The sequence below is a fragment of the Streptomyces sp. NPDC001914 genome, from assembly GCF_042891215.1.
Classification (GTDB): Bacteria; Actinomycetota; Actinomycetes; order Streptomycetales; family Streptomycetaceae; genus Streptomyces.
Genome location: NZ_JBIASW010000005.1, coordinates 373,089 through 395,555 on the forward strand (window position 1 = coordinate 373,089; position 22,467 = coordinate 395,555).

The window sequence follows — 22,467 nt, forward strand, 5'->3', positions numbered from 1 at the left end:
CGCGGGTGGTGCCGCGTCGTCCTGTTCGTCCGGAGGCTCGTCCGGCGGCCACCACGGCGGCGGGCACCACAGTGGCGGGGGGCACTCCTGCGGGGGTCACTCGTCGTGCGGAGGCTCGTCCTGCGGAGGCGGGTCCTCGTGCGGCGGGGGCGGTTGCGGCGGAGGCAGCTGACACGGGGCAGCCGAGCTCCGCCGCGGGGGCGGCAACCGAGCTCCCGGCAGGGGGCGCGTCCCAGCACGAAGGCGCCCGTCGGCCCACCAGTGCCGACGGGCGCCTTCGCGCGCCGGGCGCACTTCGTCGTTGAACAGTTGAGCTGTGGAGCCCTCGGGGGGATGGAAACCCCACGAAGTTGGGTAAAAACGCTGTGGCGGCAGCACAGTTCATGATTCCCTCTAAACCACCAAAGCGGCCCTGGTACATCACCAAGCAGCCCTGGGCCGACAGGCCTCGGAAGTCCATCGGATGGTCCTATCGGACGCGTCCGCCGGATGCCCTTCCGGCCGGGCTGGCCTGGCCGTTCCCCCGGTGTTGACCGGGTGCGCAGGAACCCCACCTCACCTTTGCGTGCTAGCGGAGCCGACCCATGCTCACGACCCTGAAAACCTCGTACACCGACACGCGCGCGGCCGATCTCGCCTGGGCGCTGGGCCGCGAACCGCTGCCGGCCCTCGCCACCCTCGATCTCGAACTCGCCGGGGCGAAACTCCAGTTGAGACTCCTCGGCGCGTCCCACCAGGTCCTTCTGGAGGAGGACCGGGGCAGTTGTTCGGAGACCGTCGCCTGTATCGCCGGCAGCAGCACGCCCCTGCCGCTCGGCGTCGCGAAGAGGTTCGGCGACTGGGAGTACGAGTTCGCGGCCCGCGTCGAGATCCTGTCCCCCGGCTCCTTCGCGGGCCGCGCCCAGGAGTTGCTGGCCCTCGTCTCCGACCACCCGCAGGGCCTCGCCGGTGTCTTCCCCGGCAGCCCGCACGCGTTCACGGCGATGCTCGCCCAGCGGCACGAGGGCCAGGTCCACTGGCGTACGTGGCACGCGTACCCGCAGGACGGCCAGTTGGTCGCGACACGTACGCGAGTCGGCGTACGGACGGAGGCCCTCAGCGCGTCGGGCGTCTGACGGCGGAGCCGAAGAGGCATCGAGGTTCGTGCGCGGTTCGCGCGCGATGGTTCCGGCCCGGAGTGCCGGGAAGATGCCCAGGTCAACTCAGTACACCAGGAAGAGCAAGGGTTTCCACACGTGTGGGTGACGAGACGTAGTGGCGGCGTGACGTAGCGTTCACGGGGTGATCGAACCGCACGCGCCAGCCCCACCCGGCGCGCCGCCGCCCTGGGGCGTCCAGGGCCAGGCGCGGTTGCCCGTCCGTCCGGGCATCGGCAGGTTCCTCGTCCTCGCGGGCGTCTTCGTCTGCGCGGCCTGCGGACTCGTGTACGAACTCGAACTCGTCGCCCTCGCCTCGTACTTGATCGGTGACTCGGTCACCCAGACGTCCGTCGTGCTCTCCGTCATGGTGTTCGCCATGGGAGTCGGCTCCCTCGCGGCCAAGCGGCTGCGCCGGTGCGCCGCGGCCGGTTTCGGCGCCGTCGAGGCGGCGCTCGCCCTGGTCGGCGGATGCAGCGCGATGGCCCTGTACGCGGTGTTCGCCTGGACGGGCGGCTGGGGCGGCCCGTGGGCCGACGGACCCCGCTGTCTGCTGGTGGTCTTCTCGCTCACCATCGGCCTGCTCATCGGCGCCGAGGTCCCCCTGCTCATGGAGCTGATACAGCGCATCCGCCGTCAGGACCCCGGCGGCGCCGTCGCGGACCTGTTCGCGGCGGACTACGTGGGCGCCCTCGTCGGCGGCCTCGCCTTCCCGTTCCTGCTGCTGCCCCAGCTCGGCCAGCTCTCCGGCGCGCTGCTGACCGGAACGGTGAACGTGATCGCCGGCGGCGCCCTCGTACTCGGGCTGTTCCGGGGCGACTTGAGCCGCCGCGCGCGCTGGACCCTGGTCGTCGCCAACGTCGTCGTGCTCGGCCTCCTGGCCTCGGCCGCGATGCTCGTCGACGACTTCGAACGGGCCGCGCGGCACGCCCTGTACGGCGCGGACGCCCGCGTCGCGCTGCGCTCCGGCGTGCAGGAGGCCGTCGTCACCGGCGGCAGCCACGGCCGCCCGCTCCGCTTCTTCTTCGACGGCCGTCTGCGCTTCAGCGGCCGCGACGAGCGCCGCTACCACGAGGCGCTGGTCCACCCCGCGATGAACGGACCGCACGCGCGCGTGCTCATCCTCGGCGGCGGTGACGGGCTCGCCGCCCGTGAGGTGCTGCGCCACCCCGGTGTGCGCCGCGTCGACATCGTCGAACCCGACGCGGACGTGGTCCGGCTCGCACGCGGCGACGCCGCGCTGTCCGCCCTGAACGACCACGTGTACGACGACCCCCGGGTCCACGAGGTGACGGCGGACGCCTTCAGCCGGCTGCGCTTCGACCGGTCGAGGTACGACGTCGTCGTCTCGGACCTGCCCGACCCCTGCGTCACCGGCGTCACCAAGCTGTACTCCCAGGAGTTCTACGGCCTCGCGCGCCGCGTGCTCGCGCCCGGCGGGCGTCTCGTGGTCCACGCCGGGCCGCTGGCCGGCCGGCACCGGGCCTTCTGGACGGTCGAGGCGACGATCCGCGCGGCGGGTCTGTCCACCAGGCCCTATCGCGTCGGCGGGCGGGACCGGGACGCCGGCTTCGGGGTCCGGCCCGGTCGCGGCGCAGGCGGGGCCCCGGGCGCGGCGGGGGCCGCGGGCGACTGGGGTTTCATCCTCGCCTCCCGGGTGCCCGCGCCCCTGCGGCTGGACTCCTCCTGCCCCCGGCTGCGCACCCTCACCCAGGCGGCCCTGACCGCGGACGCGCGCGCCGCCTCCCGCAGTCGTGGCCCGCGTCCGCTCCCGCCCTCCACGCTGGTGCATCCGCGGTACACCGACTGAGAGGAAGGTCCGGGAATCCCGGGATACGCGGGTGCGGTCCGGTTCGTGCTGGGTAGGCTCGGCTGACATGGAGCATGAGGTGTTCGTTCCGTTTCCGGCCGGGCGGCTGCGCGAGGCGCTGGCCGATCCCGTCCGGGTCGCCCGCGCGATCCCGGGTCTCCAGCAGGACGCGTCGGCCGTCACCGACGGCGCGACGGAGCCGGGCGGGGGTGCGCCGGGGGCCTCCGGGACCCGGCGGGACACCTCGGGCGGGCCGTCGGGCGCCGGGCGCGGGGAGGACACCGGCGACGGGGCCCCGGGCGCCGCCTACGGGCGGGACGCGCGGATCGCCGGGCGGCTGAAGGTCCGCGTCGCCGGCCACACGATCACCTACCGCGGCTCGTTCCGTGTCTCCGCCCAGGACGACGACTCGTACGCCGTCGAGGGCGACGCCACGGAGGTGCGGGGCGCCGGTGCGGTGAAGCTGGCGCTGACCTTGCGGCTCCTCCCCGGCGACGGCGGTACCACCCTCGCCTTCGGCGGCACGGCCTCCGGCGACGGCCGCGTGGCGGAACTCCCGCACGACGCCGTGGCCTCGGCGGGCACGCGCCTGCTGACACGTTTCGCCGAAGCCCTGACGGCGGACCTGGCCTCCCGGCCCGACTCCGGCTCCAGTTCCGATTCCGGCTCCGGCTCCGGTTCCGATCCAGGTGCCGGCCCGGGACCCCATGCCGCGACCGGGCCGACACCGGCGCCCGAAGCCGGCCCGGTGCCGCAGGCCAGTCCGGCACCTGAGGCCGACCGTCCGGTGCCTGAGGCCGACCGTCCGGTGCCTGAGGCCGACCGTCCGGTGCCTGAGGCCGACCGTCCGGTGCCTGAGGTCGGCTCGGTGCCTGAGGGAGGCCCGGCGCCTGAAGCCGGACCCGCACCCGACGCCGGCCCGGCGTCCGAAGCGGGCCCGGTCCCCGAGGCTGACCATGAACCCCATCCGGAAGCCGGTCCCGAACCGCAGGCTGACGCCACCCCCGAACCTGGACCCGCACCCGCACCCGACGCCGGACTTGAGGGCGAAGCCGGGCCCGGCACCGAATCCGAGGGCGGGCCCCACGCCGAGTCCGAGGGCGAGCCTGCGCCCGACATCGAACCCGAGGACGAAGCGGTCCCGGGATTCGAGGCCGACGTGACCTCCTCCTCGCTCGGTCCGGCGGGCGACGACGACGAGTTCGACGGGGAGGACTTCGTGGCGGAGGCCGCAGGACCGGGGCGGGCGGACGCGATGGCCGAGGCGGCGCACGCGCGGCGGACGATGATCGGGCGCAGCGCCGAGGAGGTCGACCACGCCCCGCCGCGCGGCCGCTACGCCCCCGTCCCCCCGCCGGAGGCGACGGCCGCACGCGCGACCCTCCGCTGGGCGGCCCCCGCGGCGGCGCTCGCGCTGGCCTCGGCGATCGCCCTGACCCGGGCCCTGCGCAAACGCCGTTGAACCGCTGACCGGGCCCCGGAAACCCGGCACCGCCGCTCAAGCGGTGACTTGGGTGAGTGGCTGCAGGGCGTTTGTGGGTCGGTGACTTGGGCCGTCGGCCGCGCGGCGCTTTTGAGGCCGGTACTTACGGGGGCGGCCGTCCGGCGCTTCTGAGGTGGTGACTTGGGTGCGGGGCGGTGAGGGATCCTCGGCGTCGGCGTCGGCGTCGGCGTCGGTGTCGGTGTCGGCGTCGGCGTCGGTGGTGGGGCGGAGGGGCCGCGGGGTGCTCGTGTCCCAGTAGGGTCGGCTGCGTGAGTAACGAAGACATCACGCTGACCGCGGGTGACGCGGAGGTGACCGTGGCGCCGGGCCACGGCGGACGGGTCGGGAGTCTGCGGGTCGGCGGCGTCGAACTGCTGCGGCAGGGCGCCAAGTTCGGGTGCTTCCCGATGGTCCCGTGGTGCGGTCGGATCCGCGACGGCCGGTTCCTCGACGGAGCCGCCGTCCGGCAGATGCCGCTCAACTCCCCGCCGCACGCCATCCACGGCACCGCCCGCGACGGCGCCTGGAGGACGGCCCGCGTCACCGCGGACGAGGCCGTGATCACGTACGACCTGGTAGAGCCCTGGCCGCACCCCGCCCGCGTCACCCAGGCGTTCGCCCTCACCGGGGACGGCCTGGCGATCACCATGTCGGTGGAGACGTACGGGGAGTCCTTCCCGGCCCAGATCGGCTGGCATCCCTGGTTCAACAGGAACCTGGGCGACGGCGGCGAGGACGTCCTCGTGGACTTCCGGCCCGCCTGGCAGGAGGAGCGCGGCGACGACCACGTCCCCACCGGCCGCCGCGTCGATCCGGCGCCCGGCCCCTGGGACGACTGCTTCGGCATGCCCGAGGGCGTCGACGTCACGCTCACCTGGCCGGGGCGGCTGGAGCTGAAGGTCGCGAGCCGAGAGCAGTGGGTCGTCGTCTACGACGAGCAGGAGGCCGCCGTGTGCGTGGAGCCGCAGACGGGTCCGCCGAACGGGCTCAACACCCACCCCCGGCTGGTCACGCCCATCGAGCCCCTCGAAGCCACCACGACCTGGAGCTGGCGGCGCCTCTAAGCTGGCGTCCATGAGTGATGTACGCGGCACGCTGCTGCAGCAGATCAAGGACAAGGCCGTGGTGCACGGCAAGGTGACCCTCTCCTCGGGTCTTGAGGCCGACTACTACGTGGACCTGCGCCGGATCACGCTGGACGGCGAGGCCGCCCCGCTCGTCGGGCAGGTCCTCCTCGACCTCACCGCCGACCTGGACTTCGACGCGGTCGGCGGGCTGACCATGGGCGCCGACCCGGTCGCGGGTGCGATGCTGCACGCCGCCGCCTCCAGGGGCCGCAGGCTGGACGCGTTCGTCGTCCGCAAGGCCGCCAAGGCGCACGGTCTGCAGCGCCGGGTCGAGGGTCCCGAGATCAAGGGCCGGCGCGTCCTCGTGGTCGAGGACACCTCGACGACGGGCGGCTCCCCGCTCGAGGCCGTCCAGGCCGTCCGGGAGGCCGGGGCCGAGGTCGTCGGCGTCGCCACGATCGTCGACCGCGCCACCGGTGCCGCCGAGAAGATCGAGGCCGGCGCCGGTGTCCCGTACCTCTTCGCCTATTCCAAGGACGAGTTGGGGCTCGACTGACGACGCTCCCGCGGGACCCGGCCGACGGCCGGGTCCCGTATGTCGGACGGGGTGTCCTATCTCACCGGCGACGTCTGGAAAGATGGGGCCGACGATGACGTCGCCCCCCTAGGTCAGGGCCATAAGCACCAGTCCCGTCGTACCGCAGCAGCAGTACGCAGACCCGCACATACAAGGAGCGGACAGATGCCCATCGCAACCCCCGAGGTCTACAACGAGATGCTCGACCGGGCGAAGGCAGGCAAGTTCGCCTACCCGGCCATCAACGTGACCTCGTCCCAGACCCTGCACGCTGCGCTGCGCGGCTTCGCGGAGGCCGAGAGCGACGGCATCATCCAGATCTCCACCGGTGGTGCGGAGTTCCTGGGCGGCCAGCACAACAAGGACATGGTGACGGGCGCCGTCGCGCTCGCCGAGTTCGCTCACATCGTGGCCGCGAAGTACGACATCACGGTCGCGCTGCACACGGACCACTGTCCCAAGGACAAGCTGGACGGCTACGTACGTCCGCTGCTCGACATCTCCGCCGCGCGCGTCGCCAAGGGCGAGAACCCGCTGTTCCAGTCCCACATGTGGGACGGCTCCGCCGAGACCCTCGCCGACAACCTGGCCATCGGCCAGGAGCTGCTCGCCAAGGCCGTCGCCGCGAAGATCATCCTCGAGGTCGAGATCACCCCGACCGGCGGCGAGGAGGACGGCGTCAGCCACGAGATCAACGACGAGCTGTACACGACGGTCGAGGACGCGCTGCGCACCGCCGAGGCCCTGGGCCTCGGTGACAAGGGCCGCTACCTGCTCGCCGCCTCCTTCGGCAACGTGCACGGCGTGTACAAGCCGGGCAACGTCGTCCTGCGCCCCGAGCTCCTGAAGGACCTCCAGGAGGGCGTGGCCGCCAAGTACGGCAAGGCGAGCCCGTTCGACTTCGTCTTCCACGGCGGCTCCGGCTCCACCGCCGAGGAGATCGCCACCGCGCTGGAGAACGGCGTCGTGAAGATGAACCTCGACACCGACACCCAGTACGCCTTCACCCGTCCGGTCGTGGACCACATGTTCCGCAACTACGACGGTGTCCTGAAGGTCGACGGCGAGGTCGGCACGAAGTCGAAGTACGACCCGCGCACCTGGGGCAAGCTCGCCGAGGCCGGCATGGCCCAGCGTGTGACCGAGGCCTGCGCCGCCCTGCGCTCCACGGGCACCCGCCTCAAGTAGTCGACCGGGGGCCGTCCGGCGGTCGTACGACCACCGGACGGCCGTCCCCCGGGAAGGGCCCGGCACCTGCCAAGGTGCCGGGCCCTTCCGTATGCTCCGAGGTATGGCTGTGCCTGCGCGCGACGCATCGGACGGCAGACCCGCGGACGGCAGACCCGCGGTGCGGATCGCCTCTCCGACGGGGAAATGGGTCCTGCTGACCACCGTCCTCGGGTCCAGCATGGCCCTGCTGGACTCGACCGTCGTCAACGTCGCCCTGCCCACCATCGGCCGTGACCTGGACGCGAGCCTCGCCGCCCTCCAGTGGACCGTGAACGGCTACATGCTGTCGCTGGCCGGGCTGATCCTGCTGGGCGGTTCGCTCGGGGACCGGTTCGGACGCCGGAGGATCTTCGTCCTCGGCGTGGTGTGGTTCGCCGCCGCCTCGCTGCTGTGCGGGCTCGCGCCGAACGTGGGCGTGCTCATCGCGGCCCGTGTCCTCCAGGGCGTCGGAGGCGCGCTGCTCACCCCCGGTTCGCTGGCCATCATCCAGGCCTCCTTCCATCCGGACGACCGGTCCCGTGCCATCGGCCTGTGGTCGGGCTTCGGGGGTGTCGGGGCGGCCGTCGGGCCGTTCCTGGGCGGCTGGCTGGTGGACGGGCCGGGCTGGCGCTGGGTGTTCCTGCTGAACATCCCCGTCGCGCTGGTGTGCGTCCCGGTCGCCCTGCGCCACGTGCCCGAGTCCACCGGGGACACCGCCCGCGCGACGGAGTCCGCCGGCGGTCCCGCGGGCGCGGGCGGGGCCGAGAGGGGGAGAGGGCCCGCTCCCCGCCGCTTCGACGTCCTCGGCGCCGTTCTCGGAGCGCTCTCGCTCGCCCTGGTCACGTATGCCCTGATCGAGGCCCCGAACGGTTCCGTGCTGGTGCCGGTGACGGCGGTCGCGGGCGTGGCGGCGGGGGTGGCCTTCGTGTACGTCGAACGGCGGCGACCCGATCCGATGATGCCGCTCGACATCTTCGCCTCGCGCCAGTTCGCGGCCGTCAACCTGGTGACCCTGTGCGTCTACGCGGCGTTCGGCGGCTTCTTCTTCCTGACCGCGCTCCAGCTCCAGGTCGTGGCGGGCTACTCGGCGCTCCAGGCCGGCACGGCACTGCTGCCGACCACGGCCCTGATGCTGCTCTTCTCCGCCCGCTCCGGCGAGCTCTCCCAGCGCATCGGCCCGCGCATCCCGCTGACGGTGGGGCCGCTGCTGTGCGCGGCGGGCATGCTGCTGATGCTGCGCGTCGGCCAGGGCGCGTCGTACGTGGCCGACGTGCTGCCCGCGCTGCTGGTGATGGGCCTGGGCATGGTGACCCTGGTGGCGCCGCTGACCGCGACCGTCCTGGCCTCGGTGGACACCGGGCGGGCGGGGCTGGCCAGCGGGATCAACAACGCGGCCGCCCGCGCGGCCGGGCTCGTCGCGGTGGCCGCGCTGCCGCTGCTCACCGGCATGGGACCGGAGGCGTACCGCTCGGCGGACGCCTTCGACGCGGCGTTCCGCCGGGCGATGCCGCTGTGCGCGGGTGTGCTGGTCGTCGGCGCGGTGCTGGCCTTCACGACCGTACGACGCCCGCCGCCGGGCTGCCTGCGCCCCGAGTGCCGCAGCCATGGTTCCCTGACGGCACCCCCGCTGGAGCCGGAGCGCTCCCGGGGCACCCTCGGAACCGAGGGCCCCCGGGGCTCCAGCCCTTCCGGCACGACCGGCTGACCAGGGCTCCAGCTGGGCGTACGCCGTGGCGCTGCTGCCCTGAAGGTCCCTCGGAGCCGGGGTCCCGGGGTCCAGGTCTTCGGGTGTGGCCCGGCTCAGCCCAGGGCTCCAGCTGGGGCACGCCGTGGCGCTGCTGCCCTGAAGGTCCCTCGGAGCCGGGGTCCCGGGGTCCAGGTCTTCGGGTGTGGCCCGGCTCAGCCCAGGGCTTCAGCTGGGGCACGCCGTGGCGCTGCTGCCCTGAAGGTCCCTCGTAGCCGGGCGCCCGGGTTCCTGGTTTCCGGTGCGGCCCGGCCGAGACCGGGGCTCCAGCTCGGCGCACACAGCCTTGGCGCTGTCGTCCTGAAGGGTCCTTGGGGCCGGGAGTCCCTGGGGTCCAGGTCTTCGGGTGCGGCGCGGCCGAGACCAGGGCCTCAGCTCGGCGCACGTCCCGGAGCCGCGGCCTTGAGGGGACCTCGGGGCCGAGACCCCGGGCTCCAGGCCTTCCCGGTGCGGCCGGTCGGCTACGGCTTCAGCTCGGCGTACGCCTCGGCGCTGCTGTCCTTGAGGAACTGCCGGCACCGCTCCGCCTCGTCCTTCTCCTCGATCTCGCCGGCGGCGCGGGCGAGAGCGGCGAGGCAGCGCAGGAAACCGCGGTTGGCGCGGTGGCTCCACGGGACCGGGCCGTGGCCCTTCCACCCGGCGCGGCGCAGCGCGTCCAGACCGCGGTGGTAGCCGGTGCGCGCATACGCGTACGACTCGATCACACGCCCCGCCTCGAAGGCGTCGTCGGCCAGCATGGCCCAGGCGAGCGAGAACGTCGGGTACTTCGCCGCGACCTCGGCCGGAGGCCGGGACTCCTCGCCCAGCAGACGGTAGGCCTCCTCGTTCTCCGGGAGGTAGGTCGGCTCCGGGCCGCCGAGCAGGTTCGTGTGAGTGGTCATGGTTGAAGTCTGCCACCTGTGCCAGGGCACCCGCGTTCACGACCGGACGGAGCTTTCCCGCCAACAACGGGTGAGGCAGCGCCCTTTCGATCTGTCCCGGTATGGCCCGGCCGCACGGATGCCTCGGCGATCGAGCCGTCGAACACCGCGTGCCCGCCGGCGACCGTCCGGAGCCGGTGACCGTGCAGGTCACGGCTGGTGGGCGGGGCCCGGCGGGGGGTCCGTCCGGTGTGACCGGGCGGACCTTGCGGTTTCGGGGGACGATTGTGGAGGATGCCCGGTGGGGACCGGGGCCCCCGTGTCGGTAACGGCAGGGGCGGACCGCTACCCGGAGCACAACAGGAGACAGCGATGTCCCACCAGGCTCAGCCCACGCAGGCTCAGGAGCCCGAGACCCCGCATCTCGACTTCCAGGGCACGACGCCGTACGAGGACTACGTACAGGCGGACGTGCTCACCCACCTCCAGCACACTCTCTCCGACGACCCCGGAGAGATGGTCTTCCTGGTCACGACCCAGGTCATGGAGCTGTGGTTCACGGTCATCGTCCACGAGTGGGAGACCGCGGCCAAGGCGCTGCGCGCCGACGACGTCCCCGTCGCGGTGGCCGCGCTGAAGCGGTCCGTACGGGAGCTGGAGGCGCTCAACGCGTCCTGGCGTCCGCTCGGACAGCTCACGCCCGCGCAGTTCAACTCCTACCGCTCGGCCCTCGGCGAGGGCTCCGGCTTCCAGTCGGCGATGTACCGGCGCATGGAGTTCCTGCTCGGCGAGAAGTCCGCGTCGATGCTCGTCCCGCACCGGGGCGCGCCGCGGGTGTACGCCGAGCTGGAGAAGGCGCTGCACGAGCCGAGCCTGTACGACGAGGTGCTGCGGCTCCTCGCGCGGCGCGGCCACGCGATCCCGGCCTCGGTGCTGGAGCGTGACGTGTCGCTGCGCTACGAGCCCGTGCCCGAGGTGCAGGCCGCGTGGACGGCCCTGTACTCCGGCGACGACACCGACGAGCTGGCCCGCCTCGGCGAGGCCCTGACCGATGTCGCCGAACTGGTGTGGCGCTGGCGCAACGACCACCTCGTCGCGACCCGGCGGGCGATGGGCTCGAAGACCGGCACCGGCGGCAGCGCCGGAGTGGCCTGGCTGGAGAAGCGCGCGCAGAAGAACGTGTTCCCCGAGCTGTGGACGGCGAGGTCCTATGTCTGAGCGAGCCCTGTCCGACCTGTCCGCGCGGGCGGCGGACCTGGACGCCGCCGACGAACTCGCCGGACTGCGCAAGCGGTTCGTGCTCGACGACGTGGTGTACCTGGACGGCAACTCGCTCGGCGCGCTGCCGGCAGAGGTCCCCGGCCGGGTCGAGGACGTCGTCCGCAGGCAGTGGGGCGAACTGCGCATCCGCTCCTGGGACGAGAGCGGCTGGTGGACCGCGCCCGAGCGGATCGGCGACCGCATCGCCCCGCTGGTCGGCGCGGCGCCCGGACAGATCGTGGTCGGCGACTCGACGAGCGTGAACGTCTTCAAGGCCCTCGTGGGCGCGGTGCGGCTGGCGGGCGAGGGGCGTGACGAGATCCTCGTCGACGCCACGACGTTCCCGACGGACGGGTACATCGCCGCGTCGGCGGCCCGGATGACGGGCTGTGAACTGCGCCCGGTCGACCCGGACGAGCTGTCCTCGGCGCTCGGCCCCCGCACGGCCGCGGTGCTGCTCAACCACGTCGACTACCGCACCGGCCGGTGCTACGACCTGCCCTCCCTCACCGCCGCGATCCACGCGGCGGGCGCGCTCGCCGTCTGGGACCTGTGCCACACCGCGGGCGCCCTGCCGGTCGGTCTCGACGAGCACGGCGTGGACCTGGCGGTCGGCTGCACCTACAAGTACCTGAACGGCGGCCCGGGTTCGCCCGCGTACCTCTACATACGCTCCGACCTCCAGGACCGCTTCGACTCGCCGCTGCCCGGCTGGAACTCGCACATCGAGCCGTTCGCGATGAGTTCGTCGTACGAGGCCGCGCCGGGCGCGCTGCGCGGACGGGTCGGCACGCCGGACATCCTCTCGATGCTGGCTCTGGAAGCGGCGCTAGAGGTGTGGGACGGCGTCTCGATCGACAGCGTCCGTGCCAAGTCGCTCGCCCTGACCGACTTCTTCCTCGAATGCGTCGCGGCGTACGTCCCCGAGGGCCGCGTCGAGTCCGTGACCCCCTCCGCCCACGCGGAACGGGGCAGCCAGGTGGCCCTGCGCTGCGCGGACGCGGGCGCCGTGATGAAGCGCCTGATCGACAACGGAGTGGTCGGCGACTTCCGCCACCCGGACATCCTCCGCTTCGGCTTCACCCCCCTGTACGTGGGCTTCACGGACGCGGAACGAGCGGCGAGGGTCCTGGCGGATGTCCTGGCGGACGTCCTGGCCTGAGGATCCGGGCCGGGCAAGCTTCCGATCTCGCGGCCCGGGGGCACGGGTCGGGAGTTCCCTGCCCTTGAGTTTCGGGCTGCGGGCAGAATTCAGCCCCTCCGGCGTTCGAGGAACGGGGTCCGGGGGGCCTGCCCGCGGGTTCCGGGCTGCGGGGAAGATTCAGCCCCTCCGGCGTTTGAGGAGCGGGGTCCGGGGCGGAGCCCCGTGTACGGGACGGGCAGGGGCGGAGGGGGCGAAATCCCCTCCGCCCCTGCCCGTACGCGGGTCCCTGCCTGCCGGGAACAAAGGACGGAAACTCGCAGGGAACAAGGGAGAGGAATTCGCCGGGTACAAGGAGGGAAAGGAGAACCGTTCCCCTTAACCGAGAGTGACAGCCCGCTGTCGACCCACGTCACCGGCCTGATACCGTCCCCGCGAACGGCCGAATTGTTCCCCCGCCCGCCAATTCCGTTTCACCGCTGAGAGGTTGGAGCATGCAGGACGACGCCGCACCCCGGGACGGCGACGACGCCGCGATCGCGCGCGACGCCGCCGAGGAGGCGTCGGCCTTCTCGCACCCGCCCGTGGACCCGGACGTCACCCTGGCGTACGGCGACCACCCCGACCAGGTGATCGACTTCTACGCCCCGCGCGACCCCGACCCGGAAGTCCTCACCCCTCTCGTGGTCGTGCTGCACGGCGGCGCCTGGCGTGCCCCGTACGACCGTCGCCACATCACCCCCTTCGCCGACTTCCTGACGCGCCGCGGCTTCGCCGTGGCGAACGTCGAGTACCGCCGGGGAGAGGCGGCCCCGGCCGCGCCCGCGATCCCCGCGCAGGGCGGCCCCGTGGACCCCGGGCGGGACGACGCGGCCGCCCCCGGGGCGGGCGGAACCGCCGCCGCGGGCCCGGTCGCCGGCCGCTGGCCCGACACCTTCGACGACGTGGCGGCCGCCCTCGACGCACTGCCCGCGCTCGTACGCCGGGCACTCCCGCAGGCCGACCCCCGGCGCATCGTGGTCACCGGCCACTCGGCGGGCGGACACCTGGCGCTGTGGGCCGCGGCGCGCCACCTCCTGCCGGCCGACGCCCCCTGGCACACCGACCGCCCGGCACCGCTGCGCGGCGTCGTCGCCCTCGCCCCGATCGCCGACTTCGAGGTCGCCGAAAAGCTCGACGTGTGCGGCGGGGCCTCCCGTCAACTCCTCGGAGGGGAAGCCCTGTTCGAGGCGCGCCTGCCTTACGCCGACCCGGTGCGGCTGCTCCCGACGGGCATCGCCACCACGCTCGTCCAGGGGCGTACCGACATCGTCGTCCCCCAGGCGGTCGCCGAGTCGTACGCGGACGCGGCGGCCAAGGCCGGTGAGGTGGTGGGTCTGACGCTGCTTGAGGACGTCGGCCACTTCCCCCTGATCGACCCGGCCGCCGACGCCTGCGCCGTGGTGGCGGAGGAGATCGCGCAACTGGCCTGGTAGCCGCTGCGAGAGCGCGGTGAGGAATGGTCCAACAGGGTTGTGGGACGCGGGAGTTGATTCCCTCCCCCGTGAACCCCGGTCATACCCGTAATACCTGAGAGCTACCTCTCGGATGGGTCCCCCAGCGGGACGCGGACGACAGGTGACGATCCGTAATTTCCCTTCCAGCGGCGCCCGACGACCGGGCGGACGGGGAGGGACGGACATCATGGATCGGCGTCTGCGCCGGATGCCGGACGCCCGGCGTTCGCGTCGGGCGGTTCAGGACCGGCTTGGGGACCGGGCGGTTCGCGACCGGCGTTCGGGCGGGACGGTTCGCGACCGGCGTTCGGGCCGGACGGTTCGCGACCGGCGTTCGGGCGGGGAGGTTCCGGACCGGCTTTCGCGCCGGCCGGTGCGGGCTTCGGCGCGTGACCGGCGCCCGGGGCGGGCGGAGCGGGACCGGAGCTCCTGGGCCGTGCGGGCGGGCCGGCTGCGGCGGGCGCTGCTCGCCGTGATAGTCGTGGCGGCGGTCGTCGTCCCCGTGTCAGGCGCCGCACGCCCCGAGGTCCCCGCACCGGCACCCGCGGTCCTCGCACCGCCGACGGCGTCGAACCTGGACCAGGTGTACGCGGCGAACCGGGCGGACGCCGCCGAGGCGGCGCGGATGGCCAGGGCCCACGGCGACCGCACCCGGGCCGCCGCCGACCGCGCCATGGCCTCGCCCTCACGCCACTTCCTCGCCTTCGACGGCCGGGGTACGGGCCGGGCCGTCGAGGTCATCGGCGATCTCGCCCACGCCGACCGCGTGGCCGTCCTGGTCCCGGGCTCGGACACCACGCTGGAGACGTACGGCCGCTTCCGCGCCGGCGCCCTCGCCCTGCACGACCGGCTCGGCCCGCGCGGTGCCGTCGTCGCCTGGCTCGGATACGAGACGCCGGGCACCGTGAGCACCACGGTCCTGACGGCGACCCGTGCCGAGGACGCGGCTCCGCGACTGAGGAACTTCGTGGACCGGCTGCGCGGAGTCGTCGGCCGGTCGGCGCACGTCTCCCTGCTGTGCCACTCGTACGGCACGGTGGTCTGCGGCCATGCCGCCCCGGAGCTCGGCGTGAGCGACATCGTCGTCCTCGGCAGTCCGGGCACCGGCGCCGCCTCGGCCGCCGCGCTGCACACCCCCGCCCGTGTCTGGGCCGCCCGCGGCTCCGCCGACTGGGTGGCGCACGTGCCGCACACGAGCCTCGGCCTCTTCGGTACGACCGTCGGCTTCGGTACCGACCCGGTGTCCCCGTCCTTCGGCGCCCGGGTCTTCCGGGCGGGCGACGCCGGCCACAGCGACTACTTCGCGCCGGGCTCCGAATCCCTGGCCAACCTCACCCGCATCGTCCTCGGCGACACCTCGGAGGTGACCCGTGCGTGATCTCACCGGTACGACCGCACCGAAAGCCACGGCCGGCACGACCCCGCTGACCGGCTTACGGACCGCGATCCACCGCATCGACCGGTCCACCCCCGCGGAGCGGGACCGCGCCGTGGACGCCCTGCGCGCCCTCGCGATCCTGGGCGTGGTCCTCGGCCACTGGCTGGTGACGGCGCTCGTCGCGGACGGCGGCGCGCTGCGCACCGCGAGCCCCTTGCGGTCCATGCCCTGGCTGACCCCGGTCTCCTGGGCCTTCCAGACACTCGCCGTGTTCTTCCTGGTGGGTGGCCATGTCGCGACGAAGAGTCACGCGTCGGCACGGGCCCGCGGCGCGACGTACGGACAGTGGCTGCGCGCCCGCCTGGGACGCCTGCTGAGGCCGGTGGCGGCGGTGCTGACGCTCTGGGCGGTGGCGACCGGATGCCTCCTCCTGGCCGGGGCGGACTTCCGCACGGTGCACACCCTGGTGAAACTGGCGCTGTCCCCGCTCTGGTTCCTGGTCGTCTTCGCCGGACTGACCGCGGCGACACCGCTGCTCACCCGACTGAACCCGCTGTGGCCGCTCGCCGTCGTTCTCCATGTGGACATCGTCCGATTCGGCTTCGGAGGCCCGGCGTGGCTCGGCTGGGTGAACCTCGCGGCGGGCTGGCTGGTGCCGTACGCCCTCGGCGCGGCCTGGACCCGCTCGGAGCTGGAGCGGCCGCGCGCGGGCTGGGTGCTGTTCGGCGGCGGCGCCCTCGCGACGGCGGCCCTGGTGCTGTGGGCCGGATATCCGGCGTCCATGGTCGGCATACCGGGGGCCGCGGTCTCCAACCTCGACCCGCCCACGCTGGCCGCGGTCACCTTCGGCCTGGCCCAGTGCGGGCTCGCCCTGCTGCTGCGCGGGCCGCTGCGCCGGGCGATGCGGCGCCCGGCGCTCTGGGCCGCCATCGCCTTCGCCAACCTCTCCGCGATGACGATATTCCTCTGGCACCAGACGTCCTTGATGGCGGTGTCCGCCCTCGGTCTGCTCGCGGGCCGGCTCCCCGGCCTGCACACCACCCCCGACTCTCCGGTCTGGGTGGCCGCGCGGATCGCCTGGCTGCCCGTGTTCGGCTGTGCCCTCACCCTGTGCTGGTTCGCCTTCAGCGTCCACGAGCGGGGACCCCGCCGGCCGACCGGCCGCCCGTCCCGGGTCGTCCGCGTTCACCGCGGTCCCGGCCGGGCCACACCCGGGGCGGCGCCCCGTGCCTAGGGTGGACGGCGTGACCAGCGAGGAGCACCGGCCCCCGATCGGCAAGGAGAACAACCTCCCTGACGTTCCATCACCCAGACCGGGGCACCCCGTCACCAGCCCGTCCGTGACCTCCGCCCAGGCCTCCGATCCGTCCTTCCCCCAGGCCTCCGATCCGACCACCGCCCAGACCTCCGATCCCACCACAGACCAGGCCTCCGCCCCTGCCATCGCCCAGGCGTCTGCCCCGGGCACCGCGCCGCTCGGCCGCGGTCCTCGCGGTGGCGCGCGTCTGCGGGGGGCACTCGCCGAGGCCCCTTCCCTGCTTCTGTCGTTCCTGCGGGGAGTCCTGGCCGAGCTCGCGGCGCCGTCGGCCGCGCCGCTGCCGCCCTTGTCCCGGCCGCGCCGCCTGAACCGGCTTCCGCACGTCCTGGTGTGCCTGACGGCCCTCGGGCTCGGGCTGGCGGCCATGGACGAGCTGAGCAACGGCTACCGACTGGGATTCCCGCTGGGCACCCTCAGCGGCTTCGCGCTGGGTGCGGCCGTCGCGCTCGCGCTGTGGCGCCCCGTACCGGCCTGGTGGCTGTCGCTGGGCGCCACCGTGGTCGCGGCCGTCGTCGCCCGCGTCGGCATGATCGCGAACATCGACGGACCGGGAGCGCCGGCGGGACCGGACTGGCCCTGGAGCACACCCGCGATCATGGCGCAGTCCGTCGTTCTCTTCCTGCTCGCCCTGCGGTCGCCCACGCGCGTCGCCGTCGGCGCGCTGTCGCTGACCGCGCTGGCGACCTACGCCCTGCAGGGTCTGTCGGGTGGACCCTCCCGGAATGCACCCAACCCCGCGACGGGGACCGTGCCGCTCGGCGGACCGCTCTATCACCCGACGGGGATGTCGGCGGCGATCGCCTTCGCCGCCGTCGTCGTCCTCGGCACGGCGCTGCACGGGCGCCGCGTGGCCCGTACCCAACTGGTCGAGCAGGCCTCGCTGACCGAGGAGGAACGCGCCCGCCGCACGGTCCTGGAGGAGCGCAGCCGCATCGCCCGCGAACTCCATGACGTGGTCGCCCACCACATGTCGGTGATCTCCATCCAGGCACAGGTCGCCCCGCACCTGGTCGAGAATCCGACCGAGGAGCTGAAGGAGAACCTGGCGGGCATCCGGCAGAACGCCCTGGAGGCGCTGACCGAGCTGCGCCGGGTGCTCGGCGTGCTGCGTTCGGAGAACCCGGAGGACCCGTACGGCGTCGGTGCCGGGGCGGGCGTGGCGCCGGACGCCCCGCAGCCCACGCTCAGCCGTCTGGACGCCCTGGTCGAGAACACCCGCGCGGCGGGACTGGACGTGACCACGGAGATCGCGGGCGAACGGCTCCCGCTCGCCCCCGGCGTGGAGCTGTCGGCGTACCGGATCATCCAGGAGGCGCTGAGCAACGCCCTTCGCCACGCACCGGGTTCCGCGGTCAAGGTGGAACTGTGGCACTTCCCGCGGGGACTTCAGGTGAGGGTCGTCAACTCGCGGCCCCAGTACCCCGCTCCGCCTTCCCCGGGCGCGGGGCACGGACTGCTCGGCATGCGGGAACGCGTGGCGATGCTGGGTGGCACCCTCGTGACCTCGAAGACGTCGTGCGGGGGGTTCGCGGTGGCGGCCTTCCTCCCGGGCAACGGCACCGCGCCCGCCGACGGAGCCGCCCGGACCGACGACCCCCTGACAGGCCCGCGAGGAGAAGAGACGCCATGACGACCGTGAGCGGCACCATCCGCGTACTGATCGCCGACGACCAGCAGATGGTCCGCCAGGGGTTCACCGTGCTGCTCAACACGAACCCGGGCATCGAGGTGATCGGTCAGGCGGTCGACGGACTCGACGCGGTCCGCCAGGTCGCCGAACTCGCCCCGGACGTCGTGCTGATGGACATCCGCATGCCCGAACTCGGCGGCATCGAGGCGACCCGCCGCATCACCACGGACACCCCGCACATCAAGGTCCTGGTGCTGACCACCTTCGACCTCGACGAGTACGTCTACGAGGCGCTGCGCGCCGGCGCGTCCGGCTTTCTCCTCAAGGACGCCTCGGCGGAACAGCTCGCGGAGGCGGTCCGCGTCGTCGCGGCCGGCGACGCCCTCCTCGCCCCGGGCATCACCCGCCGCCTCATCGCCGAGTTCTCCCGCCTCGGCACCACCCCGCGCACGCCCCTCAAGCAACGCGTCGGCGACCTCACCGAACGCGAGACGGAGGTCCTGGCCCACATCGCCCAGGGCCTCTCCAACGCGGAGATCGCCCAGCGCCTGGTGGTGGCCGAGCAGACCGTGAAGACCCACGTCGGCCGCATCCTGGTCAAACTGGGCCTGCGTGACCGCACCCAGGCGGCCGTCTTCGCCTATGAATCGGGCCTGGTCCGCCCCACGGGCTACTGACCCGGCCCCCGGCCCTACACGGGTCAGAGCCGGGCCCTACTGGTCAGAGCCCCGGCCCTGCCCGCCAGAGCCTCCGGCCCCGTCCCGCAGAGCCCTCGGCCCCGCCCGCCAGAGCCCCCGGCCCTACCCGTAGTACCTGAGACGGACCTCCAAGGACCCTCCTCGCAGGTGACGACCCCGCACCCCGCCCGGGCCTACCGTTCTGAACGTGACCGAGACGACCCAGACGCAGACGACGTCCCCGCCCCCCGGCGGTGCCGGGGCCAAGCCCCGCAGCCCGGAGTACCGCCTCGCGGCGGACGCCGTGCGCGGCCTGCGGCAGGACATGTTCCACGACGCCTTCGCCTACCGCCCGCTGCCCCGCATGCGCACGGACGGTCCGGTGACCCGCCGCCTCCCCCCGACCCTGCGCGGGTACGCCGCCTGGACCCGGCACGCGACGGTGGCCGCGGCCGGCCTGCTGGCCATGGCCGCGGGCTACACCTCCGCCGGCGGACCGGGCGGCGGTTCGGTCGGGGCCCTGTTGTGCGGGTTCCTCGCCCTGCTGCCGGTCCTGGCGACCCTCGTCCGCCCGGTCGGCGCCTTCTGGCTCTCGATCGCGGCGGTCCCGGTCGTCGCCGTGTTCGACGGCGCCTGGAGCGACTGGCCGTGGCCCCCCGGCAGCTTCCTGGCGCATGTCATCGTGCTGACGGTGGTCGCCCTGCGGTCGCGGCCCCGCGTCGCGGCGTGGATGTGGCTGCTGACGGCGGCGTACAGCCTGATGGCCGAGACGTTCTTCGGCGGGGGCTACTACAGCGCCAACACGTTCCCGCTGCTCTTCGTCTCGGCTCTCGCCCTCCTGATCGTCACGGTCCTGAACATCCGTAAGGAGGCCGAGCAGGAGGTGACGGCCCACCAGTCGGAGACGGCACACGAGCGTTCCCGGCGCACGCTGCTCGAAGAGCGGACGACGATCGCCCGCGAGCTGCACGACGTGGTCGCCCACCACATGTCGGTCGTCGCCATCCAGGCGGAGGCGGCGCCCTACCGGGTGGAGAACCCGCCCCCGGAGCTGGAGCAGGCGTTCGTCACGATCCGGGAGAACGCGGTGGCGGCGCTCACCGAGCTGCGCCGGGTGCTGGGCGTGGTCAGAGCCGAGGACTATGAGGCTCCGGACGCGCCGCAGCCCACCCTCGCCGATCTGGACGGCCTCCTCGCCAACGTGCGGGAGGCGGGCCTGACCGTGGAGAAGGTCGTCACCGGCGCGGTGCGCGAACTTCCGCAGGGCGTCGAACTGTCGGCGTACCGGATCGTCCAGGAGGCCCTGAGCAACACCCTGCGGCACGCGCCGGGTGCCTCCGCCCGCGTCGAGATCGGCTACGTGCTCGGCGGGCTGGGCCTGCGCATAGTCAACGGCCCCGCGCCGGTGACGACCCTGGAGAAGTCCACGCACGGCGCGGGGCACGGCATCACGGGCATGCGCGAGCGGGTCACGATGCTGGACGGCGAGATGACGACGGGCGCCACGGACGACGGAGGGTACGAGGTGGCGGTGTTCCTGCCGGTGCCGTCGGGTGAGGAGAACGGATGACGGGCGGCACGGGTCGCGCGATCCGCGTGCTGATCGCCGACGACCAGATGATGGTCCGCGAGGGCTTCTCCGTACTGCTCGGCGCGATGCCGGACATCGAGGTGGTCGGCGAGGCGGTCAACGGCCGGGAGGCGGTGGACCGGGTCCGTGAACTGCAGCCCGACGTCGTGCTGATGGACATCCGCATGCCGGAGATGAACGGCATCGACGCGACCCGGGAGATCGTCGCCGCGGACGGTGCCGCGAAGGTGCTGGTGCTGACGACGTTCGATCTCGACGAGTACGTGTACCAGGCGCTCCGTGCGGGGGCCTCCGGCTTCCTGCTCAAGGACGCCTCGGCCCGCCAGCTCGCCGACGGGGTCAGGGTGGTGTCGGCCGGGGAGGCGCTGCTCGCCCCCTCGGTCACCAGACGGCTGATCACGGAGTTCTCCAAGCTCGCGGAGGAGCCGAGACTGCCGGCGTCGGCGCACGGCTCCTACGGGGATCTGACCGACCGGGAGACGGAGGTGCTGGTGCTGATCGCGCAGGGTCTGTCGAACGCGGAGATCGCCGAGCGGCTCGTCGTCGCGGAGTCGACGATCAAGACCCATGTCAGCCGCATCCTCGTGAAGCTGGGGCTGCGGGACCGGACCCAGGCGGCGGTGTTCGCGTACGAGGCGCGGCTGGTCACCCCCAGATGACGGCATCCGGTGCCCGTGGCCCGGGTCGGCCCTGGTCAGCGGGGGGTGGGCCGGGCTAGCGTCCGTTCATGGCAGCTTTGGAGAGTACGCGGGCCTTCGACCCCTGGGATCCGGCGTTCCTGGCGGACCCGTACCCGGCGTACGAGGAACTGCGCGCGCGGGGCCGGGTGCACTACTACGAGCCGACGAACCAGTGGCTGGTGCCGCACCACGCGGATGTGTCGGCCCTGCTGCGGGATCGCCGGCTCGGCCGGACGTATCAGCACCGGTTCACGCACGAGGACTTCGGGCGGACGGCGCCGCCGGAGCACGAACCGTTCCACGTGCTCAACGATCACGGGATGCTCGATCTGGAGCCCCCGGACCACACGCGGATCCGGCGGCTGGTGTCGAAGGCGTTCACACCCCGCACGGTCGAGCGGCTGAAGCCGTACGTGGAGCGGCTGGCCGGCGAGCTGGTCGACCGGCTGGTGGAGGCCGGCGGCGGGGATCTGCTGGCCGACGTGGCCGAGCCGCTGCCGGTGTCGGTGATCGCGGAGATGCTGGGTGTCCCGGAGTCCGAACGGGAGCCGCTGCGGCCCTGGTCGGCGGACATCTGCGGGATGTACGAGCTGAATCCCCCGGAGGACGTGGCGCGCAAGGCGGTGCGGGCGTCGGTCGAGTTCACCGAGTACCTGCGGGGGCTGATCGAGGCCCGTCGCAAGGAGCCGGGGGACGATCTGATCTCGGGGCTCATCGCCGCGCACGACGAGGGCGACCGGCTCACCGAGCAGGAGATGATCTCCACCTGCGTGCTGCTGCTCAACGCGGGGCACGAGGCGACGGTCAACGCGACCGTGACCGGCTGGTGGACCCTGTTCCGGCATCCGGAGCAGCTCGCGAGGCTGCGGGCGGACCATGCGCTGATCCCCACGGCGGTGGAGGAGCTGATGCGTTACGACACCCCGCTCCAGCTGTTCGAGCGCTGGGTGCTGGACGACATCGAGATCGACGGTACGACGGTGCCGCGGGGGGCGGAGATCGCGATGCTCTTCGGGTCCGCGAACCGTGACGCCGCGGTGTTCCGGGACCCGGACACGCTGGACCTCGGCCGGGCGGAGAACCCGCACATCTCGTTCAGCGCGGGGATCCACTACTGCATCGGGGCTCCGCTGGCCCGGATCGAGCTGGCCGCGTCCATGAGCGCGCTTCTGACGAAGGCCCCCACCCTCAGCCTCGCCGAGGAGCCGGTCCGCAGCCCGAACTTCGTGATCCGGGGACTGGAGGCCTTGTCGGTGGAGGTCTGACGCGGCCCGCCGCTCCGTTCGCCGGACGGCCCGCCACTTCCGCCCGGCGGACGCCCCGCCACTTCCGCCCGGCGGACGGCTCCCCGCTTCCGCCGGGAGACCGTTCACCGTTTCCGCCCGGCGGCACGACCGGTTCGGCGATCCG

The 22,467-nt window shown here is 73.2% G+C and carries 18 protein-coding genes; 17 read left to right on the forward strand and 1 reads right to left on the reverse strand.

What is annotated here, in order from left to right:
• The first annotated feature begins 584 nt into the window (after window positions 1-584).
• From ACFYYF_RS17235 to ACFYYF_RS17265, 7 genes are all read left to right on the forward strand, one after another.
• Window positions 585-1,115 carry a DUF2617 family protein gene (locus ACFYYF_RS17235; RefSeq protein ID WP_361685374.1) on the forward strand — a complete coding sequence of 177 codons (531 nt, stop codon included), beginning with the start codon at window positions 585-587 and terminating at the stop codon, window positions 1,113-1,115.
• Between the two features lie 166 nt (window positions 1,116-1,281).
• Window positions 1,282-2,946, forward strand: coding sequence for a polyamine aminopropyltransferase (locus ACFYYF_RS17240; RefSeq protein WP_388776360.1), 1,665 nt, complete (start codon window positions 1,282-1,284; stop codon window positions 2,944-2,946).
• Between the two features lie 67 nt (window positions 2,947-3,013).
• The gene (locus ACFYYF_RS17245; protein ID WP_388776362.1) at window positions 3,014-4,408 is read left to right on the forward strand and encodes a hypothetical protein; all 1,395 of its coding nucleotides are present in this window, start codon (window positions 3,014-3,016) and stop codon (window positions 4,406-4,408) included.
• A gap of 290 nt (window positions 4,409-4,698) precedes the next feature.
• A complete protein-coding gene (locus ACFYYF_RS17250) occupies window positions 4,699-5,493 on the forward strand; it encodes an aldose 1-epimerase (RefSeq protein ID WP_388776365.1) in 795 nt (264 codons plus the stop codon).
• A gap of 10 nt (window positions 5,494-5,503) precedes the next feature.
• Entirely contained in the window at window positions 5,504-6,052 is a 549-nt protein-coding gene (pyrE, locus tag ACFYYF_RS17255) for an orotate phosphoribosyltransferase (RefSeq protein ID WP_365479266.1), read from the forward strand.
• 186 nt (window positions 6,053-6,238) lie between these two features.
• Window positions 6,239-7,261, forward strand: a complete 1,023-nt coding sequence (fbaA, locus tag ACFYYF_RS17260) for a class II fructose-bisphosphate aldolase (protein WP_361685384.1) — start codon at window positions 6,239-6,241, stop codon at window positions 7,259-7,261.
• Between the two features lie 103 nt (window positions 7,262-7,364).
• The gene (locus ACFYYF_RS17265; protein WP_388776369.1) at window positions 7,365-8,987 is read left to right on the forward strand and encodes an MFS transporter; all 1,623 of its coding nucleotides are present in this window, start codon (window positions 7,365-7,367) and stop codon (window positions 8,985-8,987) included.
• Between the two features lie 500 nt (window positions 8,988-9,487).
• Here the strand turns inward: ACFYYF_RS17265 and ACFYYF_RS17270 are convergent, their stop codons facing one another.
• Entirely contained in the window at window positions 9,488-9,907 is a 420-nt protein-coding gene (locus tag ACFYYF_RS17270) for a DUF3151 domain-containing protein (protein WP_361685388.1), read from the reverse strand.
• A gap of 351 nt (window positions 9,908-10,258) precedes the next feature.
• On the opposite strand from ACFYYF_RS17270, the gene ACFYYF_RS17275 reads away from it, so the two are divergent.
• From ACFYYF_RS17275 to ACFYYF_RS17320, 10 genes are all read left to right on the forward strand, one after another.
• Window positions 10,259-11,104, forward strand: coding sequence for a tryptophan 2,3-dioxygenase family protein (locus tag ACFYYF_RS17275; protein WP_361685390.1), 846 nt, complete (start codon window positions 10,259-10,261; stop codon window positions 11,102-11,104).
• Window positions 11,097-12,308, forward strand: a complete 1,212-nt coding sequence (kynU, locus tag ACFYYF_RS17280) for a kynureninase (RefSeq protein ID WP_388776373.1) — start codon at window positions 11,097-11,099, stop codon at window positions 12,306-12,308. The genes ACFYYF_RS17275 and kynU overlap by 8 nt, the downstream gene beginning before the upstream one ends.
• Window positions 12,309-12,781: 473 nt before the next feature.
• Window positions 12,782-13,762 (forward strand): alpha/beta hydrolase, encoded by a 981-nt coding sequence (locus ACFYYF_RS17285; protein ID WP_388776376.1) that lies wholly within the window; start codon window positions 12,782-12,784, stop codon window positions 13,760-13,762.
• Between the two features lie 457 nt (window positions 13,763-14,219).
• Window positions 14,220-15,161 (forward strand): alpha/beta hydrolase, encoded by a 942-nt coding sequence (locus ACFYYF_RS17290; protein WP_388776378.1) that lies wholly within the window; start codon window positions 14,220-14,222, stop codon window positions 15,159-15,161.
• Between the two features lie 46 nt (window positions 15,162-15,207).
• Window positions 15,208-16,395: an acyltransferase gene (locus tag ACFYYF_RS17295; protein WP_388776767.1), complete on the forward strand. Its 1,188-nt coding sequence runs from the start codon at window positions 15,208-15,210 to the stop codon at window positions 16,393-16,395.
• A gap of 361 nt (window positions 16,396-16,756) precedes the next feature.
• Window positions 16,757-18,109 carry a sensor histidine kinase gene (locus tag ACFYYF_RS17300; RefSeq protein WP_388776769.1) on the forward strand — a complete coding sequence of 451 codons (1,353 nt, stop codon included), beginning with the start codon at window positions 16,757-16,759 and terminating at the stop codon, window positions 18,107-18,109.
• Window positions 18,106-18,786 (forward strand): response regulator transcription factor, encoded by a 681-nt coding sequence (locus tag ACFYYF_RS17305; RefSeq protein WP_361685396.1) that lies wholly within the window; start codon window positions 18,106-18,108, stop codon window positions 18,784-18,786. The genes ACFYYF_RS17300 and ACFYYF_RS17305 overlap by 4 nt, the downstream gene beginning before the upstream one ends.
• 208 nt (window positions 18,787-18,994) lie before the next feature.
• Window positions 18,995-20,356, forward strand: coding sequence for a sensor histidine kinase (locus ACFYYF_RS17310; protein ID WP_388776381.1), 1,362 nt, complete (start codon window positions 18,995-18,997; stop codon window positions 20,354-20,356).
• Window positions 20,353-21,036: a response regulator transcription factor gene (locus tag ACFYYF_RS17315; RefSeq protein WP_361685400.1), complete on the forward strand. Its 684-nt coding sequence runs from the start codon at window positions 20,353-20,355 to the stop codon at window positions 21,034-21,036. The genes ACFYYF_RS17310 and ACFYYF_RS17315 overlap by 4 nt, the downstream gene beginning before the upstream one ends.
• A 68-nt stretch (window positions 21,037-21,104) precedes the next feature.
• Complete coding sequence (locus tag ACFYYF_RS17320) at window positions 21,105-22,322, forward strand: cytochrome P450 (RefSeq protein ID WP_388776384.1); 1,218 nt, start codon at window positions 21,105-21,107, stop codon at window positions 22,320-22,322.
• Window positions 22,323-22,467: the final 145 nt, after the last annotated feature.